This is a genomic window from Pedobacter gandavensis (genome assembly GCF_032677645.1).
GTDB lineage: Bacteria > Bacteroidota > Bacteroidia > Sphingobacteriales > Sphingobacteriaceae > Pedobacter > Pedobacter gandavensis_A.
Window position 1 is genome coordinate 433591 of the sequence record NZ_JAVTSB010000002.1, and the last position, 24171, is coordinate 457761.

The window sequence follows — 24171 nt, forward strand, 5'->3', positions numbered from 1 at the left end:
AAAATATAAAATTGTTTTTGATTAAGTATTTAAAAATTAAGGAAATATGGGCTTTTAAAAGGGCAGATTATTCGCCGAAATTTTTGTCAACGTAAGTCTCACCGAAGCCTTGTTCGAAATTAAAAACGCTAAAATCCTGCGTAGCGCTGAAATTTACGGCATTGATCACCGTACCATCAGGTTTGGTGATGACCCCTTTTGGCGAGTAAAACATTTTTTTATTCTGATCCCAGGTCAGCTCTTCCGTATTGAAAGTCAGCTGTTCATCGACCACCACCACATTACGTTTAAAGATGATGATTTTTTCTACGTCTTTGGAGATCGCATAATCGGAGGTAATGGAACCTTTGACCTTCAGGCTATCGTTCAGGAAATTGATCTTTACCCCCTCTGGCATCTCCTGATAGGTGGCGCCGTTTTTAGGGGTAATCTTATCCATGATCGGGGCTGTACCCTTCGCTTTAACCACCGAAGAATCACTATAAATGATTTCTACGCCAATGGTGCGGTCGCGGTTTTTAATGATCTCATTCTTAGCAAGGGGCACGGCTTTTTTCAAGTCGTCGTCCCCACAGGAACTCAGGCAAAGCTGGAATAAGCACAATATGGCCAAACCAGAGGTAATGCCTGAGGATTTCATCAGCTGCTTAATAAAGCTTATTTTTAATAAACCAGGTATCATTAAGTGTAAATGCAAGATGCAAGTTGATGTAATTTTCTTTAACCAATCCTTTAGAAAGGGTGCCTCTCTGACCAACTTCGGCAGTTACGTTCATTTTGTAAATCGAGTATCTGCTGGAAGCCATTGGCAATCCTAAACCGAAAGTAACGGCTTGTTGTTTGATGTCCATACCATCTCTCTGGATGTAAGTCTTATCGTAAGTATATCCGATACGGTAATCTACACGGGCAAAATAGTTGTTGATTGAAGAGATATCCGGTGTGTACTGACCACCGGCAGAAACGCCCCAGCTGTCTTGTAATCCTTGATTAACACCTGCAATCGTTAGTTTTTTCCAACCACCCATTCTATAATCCGCACCAATCAACCATTTATTATCCTTTTGGATCGTGAAACCGAAGTTATGTGTTAATGGCAGTTTTAAGCTTGATTTTGCGCCATCAATGATAGAAAGTGTATCTGATACGCCGGCATCTTCTCCATCAGCTTGTCTGAAAAACTGAGAAGCTACATAAGTTCTGGTTGAGTTTACGTTAGAGGAAGCTGAACCTGAATACCCTAAGGTGATTCTTTTCTTAGTCCCTAATTTAATTTCATATTGAGCACCGTAAGAGAAACTTACACCGCCTACACTGTTTTTATCCTGTTCTCTGGTATAAACCGCATTCGGTCTTTGTAACTCATAAGTACTGTTATTCTGTAGATCTCCGAAGATATATTCTACGTTCGCACCTACTCTGAAATTCTCACCAATTGCCTGACCAACACCTAAATAAGCTTTAGACAAACCACCCTGACCAGTAAAAGTACGGATCACCTCGCTACCATCCAATTGGTTGGAAGTCTGATAATCATAACCTACCTGCGTAAAAGGCATTAAACCAAAGCTTAATCCTGTTTTCCCTTGAATCACCGGGAAAGCAAATGCGATGTGACCTAAAGATCCGTTAAAGCTTTTTTCTGAAAGGCTCCCTTGTTTCAGGGTGTTTATCGTTCCTGAAAGGCCAACATCAGCAGTAGTCATGGAGATTCCGGCATAAGAAGCAGGATTTTGCATGTTGATATTGTTGTAACCATTCGGCTTATACACACCGGCAGAAATTCCACCCATTGCCCTAAACTGAGGAAGCACTAATGGTTTCACATTTCCAAGACCATATCTGGAATATGGAGATTGAGATGTAATCTGTGCCTGGGCAGTAATGCCGGTGAACACTACCAATACCGCTGCTATATAATTAATTTTTTTGTACATATTCGAACGCAATGACTTCATTTAATCCTTTTATAACCAGATACGGATCGTGAATAATTTGAGGCGCAAAGATGCTGTTTTTTAATTGTTTCAGCAAAAAAGCCCCGTTACCCCCTGTGATCAGTACCCTAAGGTCTTTATTTTTATTATTCTGTTGGGCGATAAAGCCCTCCACTTCATTAATTACTCCTTGTAAAACTCCATTTTGAATGGCGGTAGTGGTATCGGTACCCTCCGGTATGCGCTCCGCTTCCCTATCCCAATCTACCAATGGCAAACGCCCGGTATAATGGTTTAATGCTTTAAAACGCATATCGATTCCTAAACTTATGCTTCCTCCAAAATACTCACTCTGGGCGTTCAGCAGGTCGTAGGTAATACAGGTTCCTGCATCTATTATGAAACAGCTTTCCCCTTTGTAGTAATGATTCGCGGCAATGATTTTTGACCATCGATCCAGTCCCAGGGTGGCTAATGTCTGATAATTATTCTTTATTCCGGTATTCACTCCGGTAGAGAAAGGAAAATAAACAGTCTTGTCCTTCAACAGCTGTATGATTTCTTCCAATTCGGGACCTACACTGGAAATGGTGGAGCAGACAATCTGGTATTTCTCTATCAGGCCAGACAATAATTCCGGAGTAATTTCTTTGAATGCTTCGTTATAAACAATCGCTCTGCCGTCAAAAACAGCAACCTTACTGTTTGTATTCCCGATATCTATAACCAGATTATGCACCAAATAATTGTTCTAATAATTGCACTCCAAGTCCAACCTTCATGGCACAAAGCTATTAATCTTTAGCAAGTTTCAAGGGGGCAAATTGTTAAAAAAAGTTAAACAAACAAAAAGTACTGGATTGCTAAAACCAAAATCAGGAATAAGCTCTCATAAAACCAGCGCTTTTTGGCATTAGAAAAATAGTAGGCCAGCAACACCGATCCCGGTGGCACGCAAAGCAGGAAATGGTAAAGTCTGAAATCCGGCTTGGTATAAAAGCTGAGGATGGCCACTACAAACATGATAAACAGCATCTGAAAGGCCTTTCTGGTGCTGATAAAGCTCCTGAAGAAGTTTTCACGAAGCTGGATAATCGCCAGAACCATCATCACCAATACCGGTACTAAGACCAGGTAATCGTTGTAATTGATCTTGAATACCGAAGGGAATTTATTCCCCAAAGGCAGCCAGATTTTGTAAAACATCGAAAGGCTGTCGTTCCAGTAATAGAAGACCCAGACGAAGAAAAATATGGTTAAAAAGCCTACCAGACCAGCCATCCACTCTTTTCCGTTAAAAGAACGGTACAGCAGCAGGGTAAACCAGATCATGACCAGCATCACAATAAAAGGAAAATAAATCAGGGTACCGATGGCAATCAGCATCCCGGTATCGAACATGATCATTAAAGCATTTGGAGACTTGCCAACTTTCAGCAGTTTATCCATGATCCAGATCAGCAGGAAATTACAGATTAAGGTCGGACTTAACACCAGGAAGGGCATAAATAATCCCGCAGCAGTCACATAAATCAGGGCAGGCAGAAAATTCGGCTTGTTCAGCAAACCATGATTATTCACTACCCTATTGAATAAAATCGCCTGGATATAAATGATAATGGCGGCAAAAAACGCGTTCCCTATGGGTGAAAAGCTGTTCTGAACCGGAATCTGAATAAAAAACTTGGTATAAGGTTCCAGGAATTCAAAATTCAGGTGTTCTGGCGGGTCTGCAAAAATCGCCATGCGCATAAAAAAAGTATATGCGAATAACAGGAGCAGGTTAATAGGGTTTAAATTTCTAAATTGATTGATCATGCCTGTATATTAGGGCAAAGTAAAGCAAATTATCTGGCAAAATCCTTTACTACTTTCTCAATTACCGCAGCAGTTTGATCGGGGAAATGGAACTGATGTTCCTGAGCTTGTGCCACCCAATCCTTGATGATGGGTAACCAGTTCCTGTTGCTCGCCCAGATCACCGGCAGTCCGAATTTCTTCAAAGCGAAAGCATTACATTGCTGTTCATATTGGAATTTCATCGGGGCAACCAGTAGTTTTTTACCCAGGAACAGCGCTTCCGCAGGGCCTTCAAAGCCACCACCGGTAAACAATCCCGTGCAGGAAGCCAGGCTTTTATTGAACAGTTCGTTGTTGATCGGACTAACTTCTACGTTGCCGTCTATGTAACTTAACCGGGTGTGTTTAGAAAACACCTGCCATTTTACCTGTGGAATCTGTTTCAGGATAGGCACTAAATATTTATCGTCGATTGCAGGCAGGTACACGGTATAATGGCCAAGATTGCTGACCTTCATATTGCGGATTTCCGCACGAATTACCGGTGTATAGATGAAATCGTCGTATTGTTCGAAATGGAAACCTACGTAATTCGTGGCTGGGGCGTAATATTTCATCACGAGCTGGGCCCAGTCGATACTTTTAGGTTTAGGGACTTTTTTAGATTGAAAAGAGGCCTGGTGACTTAAGCCTACACTTTCCAGTCCTTGTGTACGACAGGCCCATGCCGTAACCGGTTCAAAATCATTCAAAATCAGGTTGTAATCCTTCAAAGGAATGGTTCTCATGTCTTTTACAAACCGTGGAAGGTTCATGGTTTTCCAGGTTTCATAATGATCTACGCCACCTTTTTTACCAAAGACAAAGCTGAAACCATGCAACTGGTATTTCACTTTTTGCACCAATTGAACATCTGCCTGGGTACCGCTGATCAGTAAATCTACGTCGCCATATTGCTGCAATAGTGGAACGATTTCCCTTGCTCTGCTAATATGTCCGTTTCCTGTACCCTGAATAGCGTATAGTATTTTCATCCGCACCGAATATCTACAATTTTTACGCTTTAGACAATTTCTAATTTAATCTTTTGAAGCAGCACATGGATATCCAGTTTGCTGTGGAGGTCTTCGCTGTCGGACAATTCGCCTTCTTCGAGTTCTTCTTCTTCAAAATCTTTGGGATCATATTTAAAGATCTTCCATTCCTTTTCGGAGTACTCCAGGGCGGTGAGGTTTTCTACCCAATCCCCACTGTTTAAGTACAATACTGATCCTTCTTCGCTGGTAATGGTCTTCATTTCCGGCTGATGGATATGTCCGCAAACTACATATTGATACCCGTTTTGTATGGCCAGCTCTGCTGCCGTACTTTCAAAGCTATTGATGAATTTAACGGCATCTTTAAAAGCTGCTTTAATTTTTTTTGAGAAGCTCATTTTCTCCCTGCCGAAAAATTTAAGGACCCAATTGGTGAAACTATTGATGAGAATTAAGGAATCGTAACCGACAGCCCCTAATTTGGCCAGCCATTTGGAATGTTGCATCGTGACATCGAAAATATCGCCATGAAAGAACCATGCTTTCTTGCCATCCAGCTCTAAAACCAGTTTGTTTTGCAAGTGGAAAGCACCCAGATGCATGTCGGCGAATTTCCTTAACAGCTCATCATGGTTGCCGGTGAGGTAGTAGACAGGCACCCCTTCTACCACAAATTTCATGAGTTTCCGCAGCACTTTCATGTGTGTTTCCGGCCAGTAGCGCTTGCTAAACTGCCAGATGTCTATGATATCGCCGTTAAGGACGATTTGCTTTGGTTTGATACTTTTAAGGTATTTTAAGAGTTCTTTGGCGTGACAGCCATACGTTCCAAGGTGAACGTCGGAAATGACCACGATATCGACGGCTCTTTTAGACATCATCTTCCTCCAGCCAGAGGTCGTAAGGGCTGAAAAAGAAAGCAATCCCGACGACTAAACAAATGATCAACAATAATTCCTGCATAGGTTTAACAGTTTATGATGCAAAACTGCAATACCAAAATGAAGCCCGTGTTAAGGAATCGTTATTTGTTAAGCCATCAGAAAAAGCTGCCTGCCTGAAGAAAATCAGGTTGTTAAAAACAACCGCCAGGGTCTAAAAGCTTGCTGCATAAAAAAGGCCCGGTGTTTTTCAACATCGGGCCTTTCGTTTATTTTAAAGCGTTATGCTGCTTTTTTCTTTTTACGGTCTGAGTAGAAAGCGAAACCTAAACCAGCAAGCAGTAAGATCGAACCTACTAAAGAGATATTCTCGCCCATATAGTAAGAAACCGGCTCAAATTTAAACTCTACTTTATGATTTCCTGCTTCTAACTGCGCAGCACGTAATACGTAATCAGCTCTGAAATAAGGTTTTTTAACCCCATCCACATACATATTCCATCCTTTATCGTAGTAAATCTCAGAGAATACCGCGATGATATCTCTTGGCGCGCTGTAAGAATACACCAGGTGATCCGGGTGGTAGCTTTCTAACTTAATAGATGCCGAAGGATCTGCACCCAGACGTTTAGTATCGATTAAAGGCTTGTATTGAATGTCTACAATGGCTTCTTTCTTAGGATCAAAGCTACTGATGGCCTTCATTTCCTCATCCGCATTCTGTGCAAACTGTACATTCTGAACGATCCAGGCATTACCTGCAGCCGTTGGATTGCGTTGCATTTTATAAGAACCGTTTTGTTGATCCTGGGTGATGATATATTTCGTGTTCAACATATCCAGCACATCCTGATTCACGCTTTTAGAAAGCTGATTGTCGATCAATTCCTGGAAACGTTTCAACTTAGCAGCATGGTAACCACCAATTGTTTTGTGGAATTGTGAAGTACTCGCATCTGAGAACGTAGAGATACTTAAATCAAGTACTCTAAAGTTCGGATCCTTATCCGCCATGATGAACGTATCTACGTCACGAGGCTGGAAATGGTTGGTTAAATCGCTTTTGCTGGCGAAGTTGCTGTTATTTAAATAACGACGATCTACCTGCCAAAGGTCTGTCAAAATCACTAATCCAAGGATGATGATGGTCGTTTGCGCGTTTAGTTTCTTATTGATGAAAGCCCAAATCAGTACGTAACCAATCGCAATTAAGAATAAAGAGCGTAAAGCATCTACACGAGCGATATCTGCACGATCCTGAATTAAGGCATTCGTAATGCTTTGCGCTACTCCGCTGTTATTATCCAACATCTGAGTCAAGGCCTGTAGCATTTGAGGATGTGTAGAAGAAGTAAAGCTGAAGAAAGCAGTTGGCATTACCGCTACCAATAAAGCAAAACCACCAGTAATTGCTCCTGCAATGGTTAATCTTTTAATCAATGTTTTTTGGTCGTAACCACCATCCTGTACTTCTTTAATGGCAAGAACCGCTAAGATTGGCACCAATAATCCAACGAGTGCAAGAATAGATTCTACTGCTCTGAACTTGTTGTACATTGGGAAATACTGGAAGAAAATATCGGAAACGAAAGGAGCATTTTTACCGAAAGACAACAGCATAAACAACACTGTAGTCCCTACGATCCACCATTTCAACCTGTTTTTCACGATTAGTAAACCGAATACGAAAAGGAAACATACGATAGCACCGAAGTAATACGGTCCTGAAGTACCTGGTTTTTCGCCCCAGTATTGTTGCAGACCAAGTTGTCCGGCCAATTGCTGAATCGCCTGGGTAGGATCACCACCGGTAATTCCCTGTAATGCTTTATAAGTATGGCTTTCTGGTTTTACGATCTGGTCGATGCTGGTTGCACCACCATAAAGGTTAGGAATCAGGAAGGTGAAACTTTCGCCCACACCCTGGCTCCAGCCATAGGCATATTCTTTTGAAAGGCCGTTTTTCTCTTCGGCTTTATCGGTTGTGATGTTAGATTTTCCACGGTTAGACTCTAATCCGTATTCGTAGGTTGTCCACAGTTTACCCGCGTTTACCATTAAAGCCACCACTAGAGCAAGGCCTAAGAAAGTCATTGACCTACCGAAAGCGGCTAGTTTTTTCTCTTTAACGGCATGATAAACTTCGATACCGATAAAAATCAATAGCGCAATCATCAGATAATAAGTCATCTGGATGTGGTTGGCTCTGATTTCGAGGGCGAGGAACAAAGCGGTTAAGCTTCCTCCCAACCAATATTTACCCCTTAGGGTGAGGATTACACCGGCAATAATCGGAGCGATAAAAGCAATGGCCAGAGCCTTGTTGCTGTGTCCGGCGGCGATAATAATAAAGTTATAGGAGGTAAATGCGAAGGCAATTGCACCTACTGCGGCGAGCCATGGATTAACCCTGAGCACACAAAACAGCAGATAAGCACCTACCAGGTACAGTAAAACTGCGTCCACCGGATCGGGGAACACGGCTTTAATCGTCGAGATCACGTAAGTTCCTATATTCATTGGGTGTTGCACCCAAATCTGATAGGCAGGCATACCGCCAAACATTTGATTCGTCCAAAGAGGGCCTTTGCCATCTTTAGCCTTATAATCCATAATTTCTTTAGCAGTAGCTTTTGCCTGGATGACGTCACTTTGTGCAGGAGCTTTTCCTTGCATTACAGGACTGAAATAGACAAAACAGATGATCACAAAAAATCCAATGATGGCCAGGTGGATGCCATTCGCTTTTAACCAATTATTCATTAAGGTTTGTTTAAGATTTAAACTAACCCCAAAAATATAAAATTGATACAGATTAGGAAGGAAATTTATCGATTAGACTAAAATACTTTATTTCACTTCCTCGTAATCCACGAAATCACCTAGTTTATCGGTTTTACCACCCTTAGTTTGAGGCGGCATGTAATCGATAGTAATCGCGCCCTCAGGCTTGCTGTCTTGCTGTCCGGCCTGGCCCTGAGCTTGTCTGGCTTGGTTTTCAGCCTGACGCTGTACCTTGCTAAACATACTTTTTAGTAACATAGGAAATATCAGGCGCAAAATTAAGCGCAAAAGATAAATGACTAAAAAGGTGACTACAATAAATTTTAAAAATGCCATTGTGTTAAATTAATATTTACAAATATAGACGGAATTAGAATTTCATTATTACAAAATTCCGCTGATTATTGCTTTTTCATTACAATAAGCGGCTTAGTCCTCTAAGATTTCAGCTACGCGACCTACCTGTCCATCTTCTAAACGCACCTTAATTCCTCTGGAATGGAAGGCCGATGAAGTGAGCAGATTGGCCACAATCCCTCTGGTTAAATTTCCTGATCTCTGGTCCTTTTTAAGGATAATTTCTACTTCCAATCCTGGATATACGTCTTTTCTATTTTTTCCGTCCATTGTTATTTCAATTGATCAGCTGTCGCTGCTTTACTAAATCTTTCTTCAAATACTTTTTCCATGGCAAACATCTCATCGCGCAGTCTTGCCGCCATCAGGAAGTCCATTTCTTTGGCCGCTTTGGCCATATCTTTACGCGTTTTCTCAATTGACTTCTGCATTTCTGCTTTGGTCATATATTGTACAATCGGATCTGCGGCCATGCTGACTTCGTCGATCTCCACATAGGCTTTTGCCCTTGCAGCGTTTCCGGAGAAGTCCAGCACAGAAGTTTGTTCCATAATTGCTTCCCTGCTTTTTCCTACTGTTTTCGGGGTGATGCCATGCTCCAGGTTGTAGGCAATTTGTCTATCGCGGCGCCTGTTGGTTTCGCTGATGGTTCTGGCCATAGAATCCGTGATCCTGTCGGCATACATGATTACCCTACCCCTATCGTTACGTGCGGCCCTTCCGATGGTCTGGATTAAGGCCCGATCAGAACGTAAGAAACCTTCTTTATCGGCATCGAGGATGGCTACTAAAGAAACTTCCGGTAAATCCAGTCCTTCTCTCAGTAAGTTGATCCCGATTAACACATCAAATTCACCCAGGCGCAATCCGCGGAGGATCTCTACCCTTTCCAAAGTTTTCACTTCGGAGTGAATGTAACGACATTTGATATTTAAGCGATCCATATATTTGGTCAGCTCTTCTGCCATTCTTTTCGTTAAGGTGGTGACCAGGATCCGATCACCCATTTTAATGGTTTTATCGATTTCATCCAGCAGATCATCCACTTGATTTACGGCAGGTTTCACCTCAATCAGCGGATCTAATAGTCCGGTAGGGCGAATCACCTGCTCTACGACTACCCCTTCCGTTTTCTGCAATTCGTAATCTGCGGGTGTCGCACTTACATATATCGTTTGCGGTGCAAGGCTTTCAAATTCATCAAAATTGAGCGGTCTGTTGTCCAATGCGGATGGCAAACGGAAACCATATTCTACCAGCGACATTTTACGCGACCTGTCTCCACCGTACATGGCACGGATTTGCGGAACTGTAACGTGACTTTCATCAATCACCATCAGGTAATCATCCGGGAAGTAATCCAGCAAACAGAAGGGTCTTGTTCCCGGGGTCCGTCCGTCAAAGAATCTAGAATAGTTTTCAATTCCGGAGCAGTAGCCGAGTTCTTTCATCATTTCTATGTCGAAAGTGACTCTTTCTTCCAGCCTTTTGGCTTCCAGCATATGGCCATCATTGACCAGTTGATTTTTACGGATTTCCAGTTCTTCCTGAATCCCCCAGATGGAGGAGGTAAAACGATCTTTTGGCGTCACGAAAAGATTGGCAGGATAAACGGCCATATCTTCCATTTTATCCAGTGTTTTCCCCGTTACAGGGTCGATCAGGCTCAATTCTTCAATGTCATCGCCAAAAAAGGAAACGCGGTAAGCCTCATCCAGGTAAGCCGGAAAGATATCTACGGTATCCCCTTTTACCCTAAAGGTACCCCGTTTAAATTCGGTGGTGGTTCTGGCGTATAAAATCTCTACCAGACTATGTAAAAAGCTGTTTCTGGAGATTTTTGTGCCTACTGAAAAGCGGAATACCGATCTCGAAAAATCTTCCGGATTTCCCATACCATAAATACAGGAAATGGAAGAAACCACGATCACATCCCGACGGCCAGACATTAAGGCCGAGGTGGTCCGTAATCTGAGTTTTTCTATTTCTTCATTAATACTCAGGTCTTTTTCAATATAAGTATTGGTGCTGGGCATAAATGCCTCAGGTTGGTAGTAATCGTAATAGGAAACGAAGTAATTGATGGCATTCTCCGGGAAAAACTGTTTAAATTCTCCGTAAAGTTGTGCCGCCAGCGTTTTATTGTGACTTAAAATTAACGTTGGCTTTTGAGTTTGCTCGATCACATTGGCAATAGTAAAGGTTTTACCCGATCCTGTTACGCCCAAAAGTGTCTGATAATTTTCTTCGTTATTCACCCCTTCTACCAGTTGCTTAATGGCGCTGGGCTGGTCTCCGGTTGGTTTATAGTCTGATACAAGCTGAAACTTCATGTGTAAATTTCCTTATTTATCGTGATGTTGAGTTCGATTTACAAAGATAACGATTTATTTGCTGGCGAGGCGTCAGGAACTCAACATCAGCAGCAGAATATCCTGTCCTTAGCGCCGAGCCAACTCCCGCTTTAGATCAAGCATTAAAATCTTAACACACAATATCATAGCTCGTAAAATAAAACACAAACAGGGGCAAAACAATTTTAAATTTCAACTGTATATTAGTTCCTAAGGTGTTTGCCAGCTCCATGTCCCAGAGCACCAGATACCGGGTGATTTATAAAATTTAAAAAATACACCTATGAAGCTTCTTGTTTATGCTCCATTGATCAGCCCCCGTATCAAATACATTTTCAATTTTATGTTCAAAGAGCTTTTAGGCCTGGAACCGGAATACCCTAAAAATCTCGCGGAATTTCTCCGTTCCGATGCCCCGAAGCTTTGCTATGCCAAACATCCGGTAGAAAAAACGCTGTTTTTTAAGAGCGCCGGATTACTAACGGAGCATTCGGTAAAACGTCAAAAGATCAAAATCGCTGATTTTGGCGGGCAAGCCGTTCCTTTTGCAGTAGAAGGAAGTACCCTTCCCTTTGACCCTTTTGCCGCTTCCTTTTATTTTCTGAGCAGGTATGAAGAATATTTGCCTTTCGACGAAAAAAAGGGCCCCGGATTTCCGGCGAAGCTAAGTCTGCAACATAAACTAGGTTTATTACAGCTCCCGGTGATTGATGGATGGGCGATCATTTTGAAGAATATCTTACACCTTCATTTTCCAGATCTTCAGTTTCCAAAAAGAGATTTCAGCTTTAAGGTCGCCTATTCGCTAAATCCGGAGCATCAAAAGAGCGGGATTGCTGCCGGGTTGGCTCCCGGGGTTCATGTTAATGGTCTTCCTGTTGTTCCTACTACTGCCTTTCCCCGCGTTCGAACCGGCGTTCAATCGGCAAAAAAAGCCTTTGGTTTCCTCAATCAACTGGTAAAAGATCAATTTGGAGGAAAAAGAAAAGCGCAGCAAATGACAAGTATCCGGCAGCTGATTGCCGAAATGGAGAAAACCGGAAAAGCTGCTCCCCCGGAATTTCTGCTCCCAAATACCCAATTACGAACCAATTGGCAAGAAATATTGAGCCTTCCAAAAAGCTATATCAAACTGTCCACGAAAAACATCTCCCGGGATTATAGCATGTATTATGCCGATACACCCGGTTTCAGAGCCGGAACCTGTAGCCCTTTCTATTGGTATGATTTGCAAATAGAGAAGCAGTCTCAATTGAAAATATTTCCTTTTGCAGTCAGTTATGCAGGAATTACCAACGGAAAGAAAACTAATAAAGACCCTTTGCTGTTACTAAATGAACTGATGGACCAGGTGAAATTTGTGAATGGCAGCTTTTATAGCCTTTGGCAACATCAAACAATCGCCCTGGCCTGATCAAACTTGATTTACCTTTCTACCCTTACCTGTTTTTAGCTGTTTAGTCTTTACACCCTTTATTCTTAGCCCGATGATTTTCAACCTGGACACCACCAACTCCATTGCCAACATTTTTCTTGCCGAACTTCGCGATGAAAACATACAGAAGGACGCCATGCGTTTCCGTAAAAATATGGAACGTATGGGAGAATTTTTCGCCTACGAAATCAGTAAAACCCTGGAGTACGACAGAAAAGAAACGCAAACTCCTTTAGGAATCGCAAAAACTGCAAAACTGGTCGAACAACCGGTATTGGCAACGATTTTAAGAGCCGGAATCCCCTTACATCAGGGCTTACTGAATATTTTTGACCAGGCAGAATCGGCTTTTATTACCGCTTACCGCAAATTGCATAAGAATGGGAACTTCATTGTAGAGGTAGAAAATGTGTACTCGCCCGACTTAAATGATAAGGTGGTGATCATTGCAGATCCCATGTTGGCAACCGGCATGAGTATGGTGCTTTGCTGCAAAGAATTGTTGACCAGATACCGCATTAAAGAGCTCCATATCGTCTGCGCAATCGCCAGTACAGAAGGGATTAACCATGTGAAAGCCAATCTGCCAAAGGCAAAATTATGGTTCGGTGCTATTGATGAAGAAATGACCAGTAAGTCTTATATTGTACCCGGATTAGGCGATGCAGGAGACCTCGCTTATGGCGTTAAACAATAGCGGCTTAACCCGCCAAAAAACAGACCATGGCCAGCACAAAAAGACCTGTTATTAAATTAGAGATCTCTTTATTTGATAAAATAATTGAAGGTATCGGCTTTTTACTGCTAATCGCCATGTGGTTATGCGTCCTTGTGCAATATTCTGGTATGCCGGATTTGATTCCGATTCACTTTAATTTTTCTGGCAAAGCCGATAGCTTTGGTCACCGATCTGATATTTACAGTCTGCCAATGCTGGCTACCGCACTATATATGCTGCTGACTTTTGTCAATAATTATCCGCAATATTTCAATTATCTAACGCCAATTACCCCGGAAAACGCCCACAGACAGTACGTAATGGCCACCAGATTACTTCGATACTTAAAAGTTCTGGTTGTTGTTATCTTTGCAACACTCATCAGCATGACCATTCATTATTGATGAGCCGCCTAAAAAAAACAACATGATTAAACATATTTTCTTCGATTTAGACCATACGATTTGGGATTTTGACAAAAATGCAGAGGAGACCCTGATGGAATTATACCATCATTATGAACTTGCCGCATTGGGTATGGCCTCTCCTGCCACATTTATTGCCACTTACACGGAAAACAACCATTTGTTATGGGGACAATATCACCTCGGACAAATCACTAAAGAGACCTTACGTTCTGAGCGATTCAGCAAAACTTTTATACAATTGGGTGTAAACCCGGAGCTGATTCCTGCACAATTTGAAGACGATTATGTGCGCCTTACCCCCATCAGAACCAACCTGTTTGAAGGTTCAAAAAAGGTGTTAACCTACCTGAAAGAGAAGTATACGCTCCATATCATTTCCAATGGGTTTAAAGAGAGTACCTTGACAAAAATGGATAAATCCGGTTTAAATCCTTATTTTTCAAATGTGATCATTTCTGAGGATGTAGGTGTGAACAAGCCAGATAAAGCAATTTTTGAGTACGCCTTGTCGAAAGCTAAAGCCACAAAACCGGAAAGTATCATGATTGGCGACAGTCTGGAAGCAGATATTCGTGGCGCACAGGATTTCGGGATCAAAGCGATCTTTTTTAACCCGCTACACAAGGAAAAACCTGCCGATGTGGCCTGGCAAATCAACCACCTGGAAGAATTATTGCAACATTTTTAATGGGCTATTCCTGAGTTTTTAGTTTATAAGTTACATTTCAATGCCGGAGAATCTGCTGAAAAAGAAAGCTGCTTCTGGAATACGTTTTAATCACCTACAACAACCGAAAAACCGCTATGAAAAAATTGCTCTTCCTTTTTGCAGTACTGCTGCAAACGACCTTTAGTTTTGCCCAGAATGGACGCGGTTCTTCCGAACTTTTCATTGAAATCCCTGCCAGGGGTAACTATGTGGTTTATGTAGACAATGAGTTCGCAGGATCTGCTTACGGACGCTTCCGCTTTTATGACATCAGGAACAATTTTGCGACGGTGGTGGTGATGAAAGACAGTACCGAGCTGCTTCGCAAGCGCGTTAATGTGCCCATGAATGCCCGTTTAATCGTGCGTTATTCGCAAAAAACCGGCTGGAGACCTATTGCTACCTTAAATTTATATGACCAGGGACAATACGCCCTGGACAATTGGGACAGGCCCCTGATGAATAACAGACCTGGTCCTGGACCAGGCCTGATCCTGGAGGAAGTAGCCATCATGACCCCTTCGGAATTAGAATTGCTATTGCCCATGATCAGAAAAGGCACTTTTACTGATGATAAAAAACAGATGATCAAAGTTGCCTTAAAAAACACAATGGTTACTGCAGATCAGCTCATTCCCATCATAAAAACATTAAATTCTGAAACGGACCGCGTGGAGGCAGCAATAAAAGCCTACCCTTCCGTGGTAGATAAAAATAATTTCTACAAAATAGCCGGTATATTAAATGGTTATTTTGAGAAAAAAGAGATCATGGATTTCATCGAAAAACAACCTTAAACTACCATGAGTACTGGCAAAAATTATCAAAAGATTCAACAACTGGCATCGTCTTATCAAAACAAACTCGCAGTCTTAAATGAAGATCGTTTTCTGGAAACTCCGCCTATCGGGGGCTGGTCTTACAGCGAGGTATATTTTCATATTTTTGATGCCAGCATCCTTTCTTTAAGGGAAATGACGGGCACGGTAGATGGGAAAGGACAGCAAAAACCGACTGCTTTTGCCGTAAAACTGATCCTGTTTTTTGGCTCCCTACCACCGGGAAAGAAATATAAAGCACCCAAAAGACTCGCCGAAAGGGTTAAAAAAATCAGTAAAACGGAGGCTGTTGAATTAATGGATCAGTTCCTCGAACAGCTATCGAAAGACATGCTACTCATCCAAAATGCAGATAAAACCTTGAAGACGGCACACCCGAAACTGGGCTACCTGAATGCACCGCAATGGTTGCGTTTTATTGAAATTCACCTGAACCACCATCTGCAACAATTACATAGGATTGACCTAAGCTTTAAACGATAACCCAACAATTTTCACATCTTTGTTAATCTCTATTTGAAGATTATTAAAATGTATATCATGATGAAAAGAATCCTTTATATTAGTTGTTTTGTACTGGCACTTTCTGCCTGTAACAGCGAACCTAAACAAAGTCAGAATGTGATTACCCCAACACCAGGTGGTCTTCCTACAGCTGGCCCGGTTACCGCAAGCGGAGAAAAACCAGCAAACAATCCAGCGCATGGACAACCTTTTCATGATTGTGCATTACCAGTTGGTGCCCCATTAAACGCACAAACAGCAACACCAGCTAACGGATCTGCTCCTGCTGCACCAGTTGTTGTTCCTCAAACTGCACCGGTTACTGCGGAACCAAAAGTTCCTGCAAATCAGAAAGAAGCGAAATTAAACCCGGCTCATGGCCTGCCAGGTCATGATTGCGCGCTCCCTGTTGGTGCACCTTTAAGTTAATTTAAGCAGGTCAGGCAAGCATGAAAATCCCTAATATTCCTGGTTTTGATCAGGAAGCAATAGAGAAATACGCAAAAAATGCAGGATGGTTGTTAATTGCCCGGGTGGGCAGTCTGGCGATAAAAATCGTGGTCAGCATCTCTGTAGGAAACTATTTAGGCCCCAAAGAATTTGGGGTTTACAATTATCCGCTCGTATTTGCTACGTTTTTCATTGCCGCCGCCGCTTTAGGATTAGATGGTTTTGTGACCCGGGAACTCTTACGTTTTCCGGAAAAGAAAAACCAGTTACTCGGCACTGCTTTTACCCTGAAACTGATTGGGGGAATCATCGTGCTTCCCTTGGTTTATATCGCTTATCACCTGGTGATGGGCCTCACAAAACTCGACGCGCCATTATCCTATATCATGGTGGTGAGTTTTACCGGGATATTCCAGGCATTTAACATCATCGACAGCTATTTCCAGTCTAAAGCACAAGGGAAATTTATCATGAGCGTTCAGGTCATGGGAAACCTCCTTTCTGCCGCTTTTAAAGTGCTGTTGATTGTTTTTGGCATGGGACTAAACTGGTTCATTGCCGCTTTACTAGTGGACGTGATTGCCCTGGCAATTGGTTACGTTTATGTTTACCAAAAAGAAGGCGGATCCATCTTTCAATGGAAGTTTGAAAGCCCTTTAGCGCGGTTTTTACTAAAAAATTCCTGGCCAATGGCCTTTTCAGCCATCCTGATTTCCATCTATATGAAAATCGATGCGCTGATGATTCAGGGGTATTTAGGTTCTGCGCAACAGGGGATTTATTCTTCTGTGGTACAACTTTCTGAAGCCTGGTATTTCATCCCTGTAGCTATTGTAACGGCGGTTTTTCCGGCCATTATGAATGCAAAAAGAGATGATCCGGCAAGGTATCAAAGGAGAATGCAAAATATGTACGACCTGATGGTCTGGATCAGTATGAGCATCGCCCTTTTTATGACGGTTGCTTCACCATTAATTTACAAATTATTTTACACACCGGATTACTGGCCGGCAGCGCATGTATTAACGATACATATCTGGGCCGGGATCTTCACTTTCCTGGGTACTGCCAGCGGTCAGTTCCTGATTGCTGAGGGTTATACCAAACTTTCCATGCTCCGTACTGGTGTAGGGGCGGTTATTAACATTATTTTAAACATCTGGTGGATTCCTAAATATGGGATTACCGGTGCCGCAGTCGCTACGCTGATTGCGTATTTCAGTTCCAATTTCATGATCCTGCTCATCCCAAAAACGCGGCAACAAGGCATCATGATGCTCAAATCTTTGTTCCTGATTACCCTGTTTGAAAAGATCAAAAACAGACCTCAGGCAACTAAATAATTTATCTCTCCCAATAATTATACGGATATATTAGCTTTTTGCGTTTAACATTTTAACTTTGACAGTCAAATGACCTGCTTCCGGGCCTTGAGCTATGGGGGTATAAACCGGTATAAAAACAAACAATACAGGTGAACCGTAGCATGTATGCTCATGACCGTTCCATCTTACAAAAAAACACATATTTACAGATGAATTCCTTAAGAAAGGTAGTAAGATCAATCGTATTAAAACCGAAAAACATACTGGACCTCATGCAGTTGAAGTCCAAAATTAAAAACTCCACAGGCCCGCTGAACATCATCATTGGATCAGAAAATACGGCCTATGAAAACTGGTTGCCTACCAATATAGAAAGCTTAAATTTATTGGAAACAAGCTCTTTTGAAAAGCTGTTTGGCGATAAAAAAGCTTCGAAATTCCTTGCAGAACACGTTTTTGAGCACATCAGCTATGCTGATGCTTTAATTGCTTTAAAAAACTGTTACGCATTTATGGAGCAAGGTGGCAGCATCAGAATCGCTGTACCAGACGGTTTTCACCCAAACCCAGCTTATATTGAGCAGGTAAAACCTGGCGGACATGGCGAGGGTTCTCATGACCATAAATTGTTATACGACTATAAACAACTGAGCAAAGTATTGGAAGATGCTGGTTTCCGTGTTAAACTTTTAGAATATTATGATGAAAATAAACAATTTCATTTTGTAGACTGGAAAAGTGAAGACGGCCATATTTTAAGGTCCAGAAGGTTCGATAAGCGTTTTAACGAACCACTGGGTTATTCTTCTTTGATCATTGACGGCATAAAAGACTAATCAAATGGCCATCATCACAGAAGATATCGTAGCCTCTTACAACGACTTTTACACCGGGAACGATGTAGAATGGCGTATGCTTGGTGCAAAATCCAAAGCAAAAAACCTGATAGAGGTATGTCAGGGAATTCAGCCAAAGAAAATATTGGAAGTAGGAGCGGGTGATGGCAGTATTTTACATTATTTAAATGAGTGGAACTTCGGGGAGGAGCTTTATGCGCTGGAAATTGCGGATAGTGGCGTCGATCTGATTAAAAACCGCAATTTGAAAAAGCTAAAGGAGGTGCAGCGTTTTGATGGTTATACCATACCTTATGCTGACGACAGCTTTGATCTGGTCATTCTGGCGCATGTTTTAGAACATGTGGAACATGAACGGGTTTTACTGAGGGAGTTAAAAAGAGTAGCGAAATACCTGGTAATTGAGGTGCCTTTAGACTACCGTTTTGGTGTAGACCGAAGGATGAAACATTTCCTGGATTATGGCCATATCAATATGTACACCCCTACTTTGATTCGTTTCCTCTTACAAAGTGAAGGTTTTGTGATCGAAGCGGATAAAACATCCCTTACGCCTATTGATACCATTAAATTCTGCGAATTTAAAGTCAAGAAAACACCGAAAACGGTGCTCAAAACCTTGAAAATTGAGCTGGAACACCGCATTAAAAATATCCTGGGTTCGATCCTTGGGAAAAATAAACGGGAACAATTTGGGAACGCCTATACCGTTCTTACTAAAAAGTCAAACCAAAACCTGGAGATCTTCTAATTATGCAAGTATTTGCACCCATCGCTTTATTCGTTTATAATCGTCCGAAACACACGGAACGCACTTTAAAATTCCTTAAACAGAATACACTGGCCACAGAAAGCCGGTTATTTGTGTTTTCTGATGGCTTTAAATCCGAAGAAGATGAAGCTAAGGTATTGGAGGTTCGCGAGTTATTGAAAAATATTGATGGGTTCAGGTCTGTAGAAGTGATTGAGCGTCCCCAAAACATGGGTCTGGCCAATTCGGTCATTTCCGGTGTAAGTCAGCTGGTTAAAGATTACCAGCAGGTGATTGTGATGGAAGACGACCTGATCGTTTCTCCGCATACCCTAACTTATTTTAACGACGGACTAACCCGTTATCGTAACGAAGCCAAAGTGATGCATATCGGCGCTTACATGTATCCGCTGCAAGAAAATGAACTCCCTGAGACATTTTTTTACCGCGCAGCAACCAGCTGGGGATGGGCAACATGGGAACGCGCCTGGCAACATTTTGAGCCGAATATTGATACCTTAATGAGTCAGTTTGATTCTAAAAAACGGTCTGAGTTTTCAATTGAACATAAAATGAATTTCTGGAAGCAGATGGAGGATTTCAAAAAGGGGAAAAACAACTCCTGGGCGATCCGCTGGTACGCTTCCATCTTTTTAAAAGGAGGATTGACCTTGAATCCTGCACAATCACTAGTTAATAACATCGGTCATGATGGTTCTGGAATTCACTCCGGCATCAACGACATTTACAATGTGATCATCAATCCTAAGCGGATCGAACAGTTTCCGGTGGAAATTAAAGAGAGTAAAGCCGCTTATGAGACGATTAAAAGCTTCCTGTCGACCAGGAAAGGAAGTTTATGGGAAAGGATCAAAAGATATGTTAAACAGCGGCTGGCTTAAGGTTTAGCACCTGTTGAACGATCTTACTAAGAAAACACAGGTTTCCTATGAATTTCTACTTACCTTAACAGTTTAACAAGCTTTCGGAAGGTAAATGGATTTTGGTATAAGACAGCTGCTATACAGCTTGTATAGTCGTGCTTGTTGAGGAAGGCTTGCTCAGGAGTTGCCGGAGGGTTGACGAGGGATATCCCTACGGCAACCGTCACCAAGTCCTCAGGAACCCTCCATCAACTCTCCGGCAACCAGCACCAGTATAGCACGTGTATAGCATTAGAATCGCATCGCTATTCCATTAGTATCAGATTGCGCGATAGCCTAATCTGGTATTTGATCCGACTTCAGTCTGAGGAATTCATTTAGTTTCTTTTGAATCTTATATTTTAACAACCTTTCTTCGGTTTGATGGTCCTTATACATCAATAACCCAATCTCCTGCCCTTGTCTGGCCATTTCTGCCCTGTATTCCAGGTCGGCTTTATCTTTGTCCATCAAAGTCAGTTTTTTCATTTCCGCCACAATTTTGAGGTTTTTTGCCCAGGCATCCACTGCGTTATTTTTAATCAATTGAAGTTTCTGTTCTTTGGGCATCCCCCAGGTCATGTTATACACCTGTTTGAAAAGATTTTCATTGACCATAAACTGCTCACGAAGCTCCTGATACTGTTTTACCTGATATCTTGGCGAAAACCACAGAACCCCAAATCCCAGTCCGAACACGAGTAAAAAGGCTAAGGCTGCTCTTTGATAAAGCTGAACACTTTGCTTAAAAAAATTATGATTATATAATAAATAAGTCAGCACAAAACCAGCTAAAATTCCACCAAAATGGGCTGCATTATCCACATTTTTACTGAACAGGCCGTTACCAAGCATATAAACCGCTACAAGAATGGTACTAATCAATAATGCTTTTTTAGCATTTTTTTCAAAAGCATTGCTGATTAACAAGGCCAGAAAAGCGCCAAACAGGCCCATAATAGCACCGGAAGCGCCGATTGTGAAGATAAATTTATAAGGAACCACACTAATCAATCCACCACAAAGACCGCTTAACAAATAAACAGCAAGTGTTTTCAAACTCCCCAGCTTATTTTCCACCATCAGGCCAATATAAATGAGCGCATATAGATTAAAGAAGAGGTGAGAAAATGTCAAATGAATAAACTGATAGCTGATTAAGCGCCACACCTGCCCTGCCAGCACCTGATCCCTGGAATTTGCCCCAAGATTCATCAGGACATCTTTCGCGACACCCTTTAATTCATAACGCTCTAATCCGGCAGCTCGCCCCTGCTCATAATGGCTCAGTAACAAGCCTAACATCAGGAAGTAATATAAAATATTCAGGATCAAAAGAATGGGCGTAACGACATACCCCTTTCGCGGAACAAATAAATAGAGTACGTTTTTGATCTTATTCTTTATGGCTAAGGGGGCTTTTTCGAAATACTGGTCGTCCTGCGTAGCAATATGTGCGTGGAACTGCGCCAGGCGCTCTTCCCAGATGTCTTTCAATTGAAACTGCACATACTCAAATTCATCAAAGAATTTCTGCAGGTTCTCTTCATTTTTTCCGTAATCGGTAAACAGCATTTGAACGCCAACGCATTCGCTTTTGAAAATGGCAAAGTTCAATTTGATCCGGATAGAAATTTCTTCGCTATACGATTGAAAAGAAAGGCCGGTATAGGCAATTAAGCCAGATTCGGAGACATGGCTTAATTTCCAGCCGAGGTTTTCGACAACTTGCTGTGCAATGATAAGGTATTGGTCTGCCGGGTAATCCCCTAATGGTATATATTTTTCAACTTTAGGCGAATAGCCCCAGCATAATCCCATATAAATTTACATTTTTCTTGCTTCTAAGATAATGTAAGGAGATAACATTTTCGAATTAAAAGGAATAATCTTCGTAAAAACTTTTCCCACAAACCACATAGTTTTCTTTAAAAGACGTACACTTAATGGTTTTTGCTGCTCATTCTCGAGCCATAAGCTGAAATTCCCAAAGTATTTAGACTGTACCACTTCCAGTCCAGCTTGTTGGCAAATATTGGCCAGCAGTTTTGGATCCATACAATCAATGTTGTGTTTATCGTAATTTTCGCGGTCAAATGATTTCTGGAACCAGCCGTTCAGCGCTTTAAAATTAGGAAGGGTAATGAATAAAGTTCCTCCTGGTTTCACAAAAGCAATGTGACGGTTGATGATATCAGCGGTATCGTTAAAATGTTCGATCAGTCCACAAGATAAAACCAGGTCGAATTGTTGTGTTGGCTGGTAATTGAAAAGATCAGTTTCTACAATATTGATATCACTTGGTTTCAATTGATTGGCTTCCAATAGTGAATTGGTAACCGGTTGATGCACGAAATAATCCAGCAGGGTGACATCTAATTTAAAATACTTTTTGAGGAACACCGCATAGTATCCCGGAAAACCGCCCAATTCAATTGCCGTTTTTACCCCCTGTTTGTTGATAATGTCGCCAAGTTCCTGATGAAACAAGTAATTTGATGGAATATTGACCGTTAAGCCGGCTTTACTTTCCCAATAATTTACCCAAAACTGTCTGTTGGTTAACAGGTTTTCCATATGATATTTTTAACTATTTTAGTGTTTTATGTACTGTTGCTGCTGAATTAATTGTTTTTAACGGCCTGATTTATTGTCATATCAGGATCATAAACCATTTGTAAGCGTAGAGCTTAGGATTGTTTCGATATTTAAATTAATTTTAGCGGCATACGAACCAGCATAGCTAGTTTGGAACGAAAATACAGAAGAATTTAACAATAACAGCTAATTTTGATAGATTGAAAGTAGTTCACCTCAATACATACGAAGGAAATGGCGGCGCCGGAAGGGCATGCCTGAGGCTAAATGATGCGCTAAATGCACATGGCGCGGATTCTGAAGTGATGGTTTATTTTCAATTTAAAGAGAGCAAACTGACTACCGCCTTTAACCGGAGTCCATTCCAGAAAGCAGTGGCTGTTTTTAAGATTCTGGCCGAACGATATTTGTCGAAAGCCTTCTCTAAAGCACTAAAAACCCCTTTTTCATTACAATGGTTTGGCAGGTCTGTGATTCATCACCCCAAAGTTAAAGCCGCAGACATTATTCATTTGCACTGGATCAATCATGGATTTTTATCGCCAAAATTTCTGGCGCAGATCGATGAGCTGGATAAACCGGTGGTCTGGACTTTTCACGACAGCAATGCCTTTACGGGTGGTTGCCATGTGCGCTATTCCTGCGAGAATTACCATAAAGAATGTGGCAATTGTCCGCTGTTAAAATTTAGCGGTCCGGATGATTTTTCCCATAAAAACTGGTTAAAGAAGAAAAAAGCCTATTCAGAATTGAATTGTCACATTGTGGCGCCGAGTCATTGGATGGCAGATTCTGTAAAGTTGAGCAGTTTAATGGGCACAAGAGCAGTTACTGTGATTCCGAACACCATTGAAACCAAGGTTTTTAAACCTTATGTAAAATCTGAGGCCAAGAAAATATTAAAGATCAATCCGGAAAAATTTGTGTTGATGAGTGGTTTTATGCCTTCAAAAAACGACAAACATAAGGGGACCTCTTACCTTGTTGATGCTTTAAATGATCTGGCGGGCAGACCGGGGATCATCAAAGAGAACATTGAACTGGTGATTTTCGGTAATAAAGACCAGGTGGATATGCCGGAATTCCCATTTAAAACGACTTTTCTGGGCACCATTAACAACGATAGTCACCTGGCGAAGTGTTACTCTGCCGCAGATGTGTTTATTACTGCTTCTCTGGAAGACAATCTGCCGAATACGGTTATGGAGAGTCTGGCTTGTGCAACGCCTGTGGTTGCCTTTAAAACGGGTGGTATCCCTGATATGGTGAAACACCTGGAAAATGGTTATCTGGCCAATTATAAGTCTTCGGAAGACCTGGCTACGGGAATTGAGTGGTTGTACCACGACGAAAATGCCCCTGATATTCAAAAAGAAGCCCGAAGAACGATTTTAACTGCGTTTTCGGAGGAAGTTATTGCAGAAAAACACTTATTATTGTATCAATCGCTGATTAATTTACATCCACATTAATTTTACCCCCTA

General features: G+C 41.7%; 24 protein-coding genes. 12 read left to right on the forward strand and 12 right to left on the reverse strand.

Annotated features, from left to right (window positions below):
* Positions 1-67 precede the first annotated feature (67 nt).
* From lptC to uvrB, 10 genes are all read right to left on the reverse strand, one after another.
* On the reverse strand, positions 68-640 hold the full coding sequence (lptC, locus tag R2Q66_RS05255; RefSeq protein WP_316746953.1) for an LPS export ABC transporter periplasmic protein LptC: 573 nt from the start codon (positions 638-640) through the stop codon (positions 68-70).
* A 7-nt stretch (positions 641-647) separates the two neighbouring features.
* Complete coding sequence (locus R2Q66_RS05260; RefSeq protein WP_316746954.1) at positions 648-1958, reverse strand: hypothetical protein; 1311 nt, start codon at positions 1956-1958, stop codon at positions 648-650.
* Positions 1921-2676: a type III pantothenate kinase gene (locus R2Q66_RS05265; protein WP_316746955.1), complete on the reverse strand. Its 756-nt coding sequence runs from the start codon at positions 2674-2676 to the stop codon at positions 1921-1923. Before R2Q66_RS05265 ends, R2Q66_RS05260 begins: the two co-directional genes overlap by 38 nt.
* Before the next feature lie 98 nt (positions 2677-2774).
* The gene (locus R2Q66_RS05270) at positions 2775-3755 is read right to left on the reverse strand and encodes a DUF6427 family protein (protein ID WP_316746956.1); all 981 of its coding nucleotides are present in this window, start codon (positions 3753-3755) and stop codon (positions 2775-2777) included.
* A 29-nt stretch (positions 3756-3784) separates the two neighbouring features.
* The gene (locus tag R2Q66_RS05275) at positions 3785-4771 is read right to left on the reverse strand and encodes a glycosyltransferase family protein (protein WP_316746957.1); all 987 of its coding nucleotides are present in this window, start codon (positions 4769-4771) and stop codon (positions 3785-3787) included.
* A gap of 29 nt (positions 4772-4800) precedes the next feature.
* Positions 4801-5652 (reverse strand): UDP-2,3-diacylglucosamine diphosphatase, encoded by an 852-nt coding sequence (locus tag R2Q66_RS05280; protein WP_316747041.1) that lies wholly within the window; start codon positions 5650-5652, stop codon positions 4801-4803.
* A gap of 285 nt (positions 5653-5937) precedes the next feature.
* Positions 5938-8418 (reverse strand): YfhO family protein, encoded by a 2481-nt coding sequence (locus R2Q66_RS05285; RefSeq protein WP_316746958.1) that lies wholly within the window; start codon positions 8416-8418, stop codon positions 5938-5940.
* 87 nt (positions 8419-8505) lie between these two features.
* Positions 8506-8775: a DUF4834 family protein gene (locus R2Q66_RS05290; protein WP_316746959.1), complete on the reverse strand. Its 270-nt coding sequence runs from the start codon at positions 8773-8775 to the stop codon at positions 8506-8508.
* Between the two features lie 93 nt (positions 8776-8868).
* Positions 8869-9066, reverse strand: a complete 198-nt coding sequence (locus tag R2Q66_RS05295; RefSeq protein WP_316746960.1) for a YwbE family protein — start codon at positions 9064-9066, stop codon at positions 8869-8871.
* A gap of 2 nt (positions 9067-9068) precedes the next feature.
* Positions 9069-11129, reverse strand: coding sequence for an excinuclease ABC subunit UvrB (uvrB, locus tag R2Q66_RS05300; RefSeq protein ID WP_316746961.1), 2061 nt, complete (start codon positions 11127-11129; stop codon positions 9069-9071).
* A gap of 304 nt (positions 11130-11433) precedes the next feature.
* Between uvrB and R2Q66_RS05305 the strand changes: the two genes are divergently transcribed.
* The 11 genes from R2Q66_RS05305 to R2Q66_RS05355 all read left to right on the forward strand — a co-directional run bounded on the left by R2Q66_RS05305 (position 11434) and on the right by R2Q66_RS05355 (position 20068).
* Positions 11434-12564 (forward strand): DUF7033 domain-containing protein, encoded by a 1131-nt coding sequence (locus R2Q66_RS05305; RefSeq protein WP_316746962.1) that lies wholly within the window; start codon positions 11434-11436, stop codon positions 12562-12564.
* A 73-nt stretch (positions 12565-12637) separates the two neighbouring features.
* Entirely contained in the window at positions 12638-13282 is a 645-nt protein-coding gene (gene upp, locus R2Q66_RS05310) for a uracil phosphoribosyltransferase (RefSeq protein WP_316746963.1), read from the forward strand.
* Positions 13283-13308: 26 nt separating this feature from the next.
* Positions 13309-13707: a DUF1648 domain-containing protein gene (locus tag R2Q66_RS05315; protein ID WP_316746964.1), complete on the forward strand. Its 399-nt coding sequence runs from the start codon at positions 13309-13311 to the stop codon at positions 13705-13707.
* A gap of 22 nt (positions 13708-13729) precedes the next feature.
* Positions 13730-14419, forward strand: coding sequence for a YjjG family noncanonical pyrimidine nucleotidase (locus R2Q66_RS05320; RefSeq protein WP_316746965.1), 690 nt, complete (start codon positions 13730-13732; stop codon positions 14417-14419).
* Positions 14420-14535: 116 nt separating this feature from the next.
* On the forward strand, positions 14536-15237 hold the full coding sequence (locus R2Q66_RS05325; RefSeq protein WP_316746966.1) for a DUF4476 domain-containing protein: 702 nt from the start codon (positions 14536-14538) through the stop codon (positions 15235-15237).
* A gap of 6 nt (positions 15238-15243) precedes the next feature.
* Entirely contained in the window at positions 15244-15762 is a 519-nt protein-coding gene (locus tag R2Q66_RS05330) for a DUF1569 domain-containing protein (RefSeq protein WP_316746967.1), read from the forward strand.
* A 57-nt stretch (positions 15763-15819) separates the two neighbouring features.
* Positions 15820-16212: a hypothetical protein gene (locus R2Q66_RS05335; protein ID WP_316746968.1), complete on the forward strand. Its 393-nt coding sequence runs from the start codon at positions 15820-15822 to the stop codon at positions 16210-16212.
* Between the two features lie 20 nt (positions 16213-16232).
* On the forward strand, positions 16233-17576 hold the full coding sequence (locus R2Q66_RS05340) for a flippase (RefSeq protein WP_316746969.1): 1344 nt from the start codon (positions 16233-16235) through the stop codon (positions 17574-17576).
* A gap of 191 nt (positions 17577-17767) precedes the next feature.
* Positions 17768-18394 (forward strand): hypothetical protein, encoded by a 627-nt coding sequence (locus tag R2Q66_RS05345; RefSeq protein WP_316746970.1) that lies wholly within the window; start codon positions 17768-17770, stop codon positions 18392-18394.
* A gap of 4 nt (positions 18395-18398) precedes the next feature.
* Positions 18399-19166, forward strand: coding sequence for a class I SAM-dependent methyltransferase (locus tag R2Q66_RS05350; protein WP_316746971.1), 768 nt, complete (start codon positions 18399-18401; stop codon positions 19164-19166).
* Between the two features lie 2 nt (positions 19167-19168).
* On the forward strand, positions 19169-20068 hold the full coding sequence (locus R2Q66_RS05355; RefSeq protein WP_316746972.1) for a glycosyltransferase: 900 nt from the start codon (positions 19169-19171) through the stop codon (positions 20066-20068).
* Positions 20069-20386: 318 nt separating this feature from the next.
* On the opposite strand, the gene R2Q66_RS05360 is transcribed toward R2Q66_RS05355, so the two are convergent.
* Positions 20387-21910, reverse strand: a complete 1524-nt coding sequence (locus R2Q66_RS05360; protein WP_316746973.1) for a rhomboid family intramembrane serine protease — start codon at positions 21908-21910, stop codon at positions 20387-20389.
* Positions 21911-21916: 6 nt separating this feature from the next.
* A complete protein-coding gene (locus tag R2Q66_RS05365) occupies positions 21917-22666 on the reverse strand; it encodes a class I SAM-dependent methyltransferase (protein WP_316746974.1) in 750 nt (249 codons plus the stop codon).
* 221 nt (positions 22667-22887) lie between these two features.
* On the opposite strand from R2Q66_RS05365, the gene R2Q66_RS05370 reads away from it, so the two are divergent.
* A complete protein-coding gene (locus tag R2Q66_RS05370) occupies positions 22888-24159 on the forward strand; it encodes a glycosyltransferase (RefSeq protein ID WP_316746975.1) in 1272 nt (423 codons plus the stop codon).
* Positions 24160-24171 lie beyond the last annotated feature (12 nt).

Coding starts and splice junctions, on each gene's coding strand:
- R2Q66_RS05275 (WP_316746957.1), bottom strand. CDS start 4,771: ATGAAAATACTATACGCTATTCAGGGTACAGGAAACGGACATATTAGC.
- uvrB (WP_316746961.1), bottom strand. CDS start 11,129: ATGAAGTTTCAGCTTGTATCAGACTATAAACCAACCGGAGACCAGCCC.
- R2Q66_RS05360 (WP_316746973.1), bottom strand. CDS start 21,910: ATGGGATTATGCTGGGGCTATTCGCCTAAAGTTGAAAAATATATACCA.
- lptC (WP_316746953.1), bottom strand. CDS start 640: ATGAAATCCTCAGGCATTACCTCTGGTTTGGCCATATTGTGCTTATTC.
- R2Q66_RS05350 (WP_316746971.1), top strand. CDS start 18,399: ATGGCCATCATCACAGAAGATATCGTAGCCTCTTACAACGACTTTTAC.
- R2Q66_RS05290 (WP_316746959.1), bottom strand. CDS start 8,775: ATGGCATTTTTAAAATTTATTGTAGTCACCTTTTTAGTCATTTATCTT.
- R2Q66_RS05320 (WP_316746965.1), top strand. CDS start 13,730: ATGATTAAACATATTTTCTTCGATTTAGACCATACGATTTGGGATTTT.
- R2Q66_RS05330 (WP_316746967.1), top strand. CDS start 15,244: ATGAGTACTGGCAAAAATTATCAAAAGATTCAACAACTGGCATCGTCT.
- R2Q66_RS05305 (WP_316746962.1), top strand. CDS start 11,434: ATGAAGCTTCTTGTTTATGCTCCATTGATCAGCCCCCGTATCAAATAC.
- R2Q66_RS05260 (WP_316746954.1), bottom strand. CDS start 1,958: ATGAAGTCATTGCGTTCGAATATGTACAAAAAAATTAATTATATAGCA.
- R2Q66_RS05355 (WP_316746972.1), top strand. CDS start 19,169: ATGCAAGTATTTGCACCCATCGCTTTATTCGTTTATAATCGTCCGAAA.
- R2Q66_RS05270 (WP_316746956.1), bottom strand. CDS start 3,755: ATGATCAATCAATTTAGAAATTTAAACCCTATTAACCTGCTCCTGTTA.
- R2Q66_RS05315 (WP_316746964.1), top strand. CDS start 13,309: ATGGCCAGCACAAAAAGACCTGTTATTAAATTAGAGATCTCTTTATTT.
- R2Q66_RS05365 (WP_316746974.1), bottom strand. CDS start 22,666: ATGGAAAACCTGTTAACCAACAGACAGTTTTGGGTAAATTATTGGGAA.
- R2Q66_RS05335 (WP_316746968.1), top strand. CDS start 15,820: ATGATGAAAAGAATCCTTTATATTAGTTGTTTTGTACTGGCACTTTCT.
- R2Q66_RS05325 (WP_316746966.1), top strand. CDS start 14,536: ATGAAAAAATTGCTCTTCCTTTTTGCAGTACTGCTGCAAACGACCTTT.
- upp (WP_316746963.1), top strand. CDS start 12,638: ATGATTTTCAACCTGGACACCACCAACTCCATTGCCAACATTTTTCTT.
- R2Q66_RS05285 (WP_316746958.1), bottom strand. CDS start 8,418: ATGAATAATTGGTTAAAAGCGAATGGCATCCACCTGGCCATCATTGGA.
- R2Q66_RS05280 (WP_316747041.1), bottom strand. CDS start 5,652: ATGTCTAAAAGAGCCGTCGATATCGTGGTCATTTCCGACGTTCACCTT.
- R2Q66_RS05295 (WP_316746960.1), bottom strand. CDS start 9,066: ATGGACGGAAAAAATAGAAAAGACGTATATCCAGGATTGGAAGTAGAA.
- R2Q66_RS05345 (WP_316746970.1), top strand. CDS start 17,768: ATGAATTCCTTAAGAAAGGTAGTAAGATCAATCGTATTAAAACCGAAA.
- R2Q66_RS05340 (WP_316746969.1), top strand. CDS start 16,233: ATGAAAATCCCTAATATTCCTGGTTTTGATCAGGAAGCAATAGAGAAA.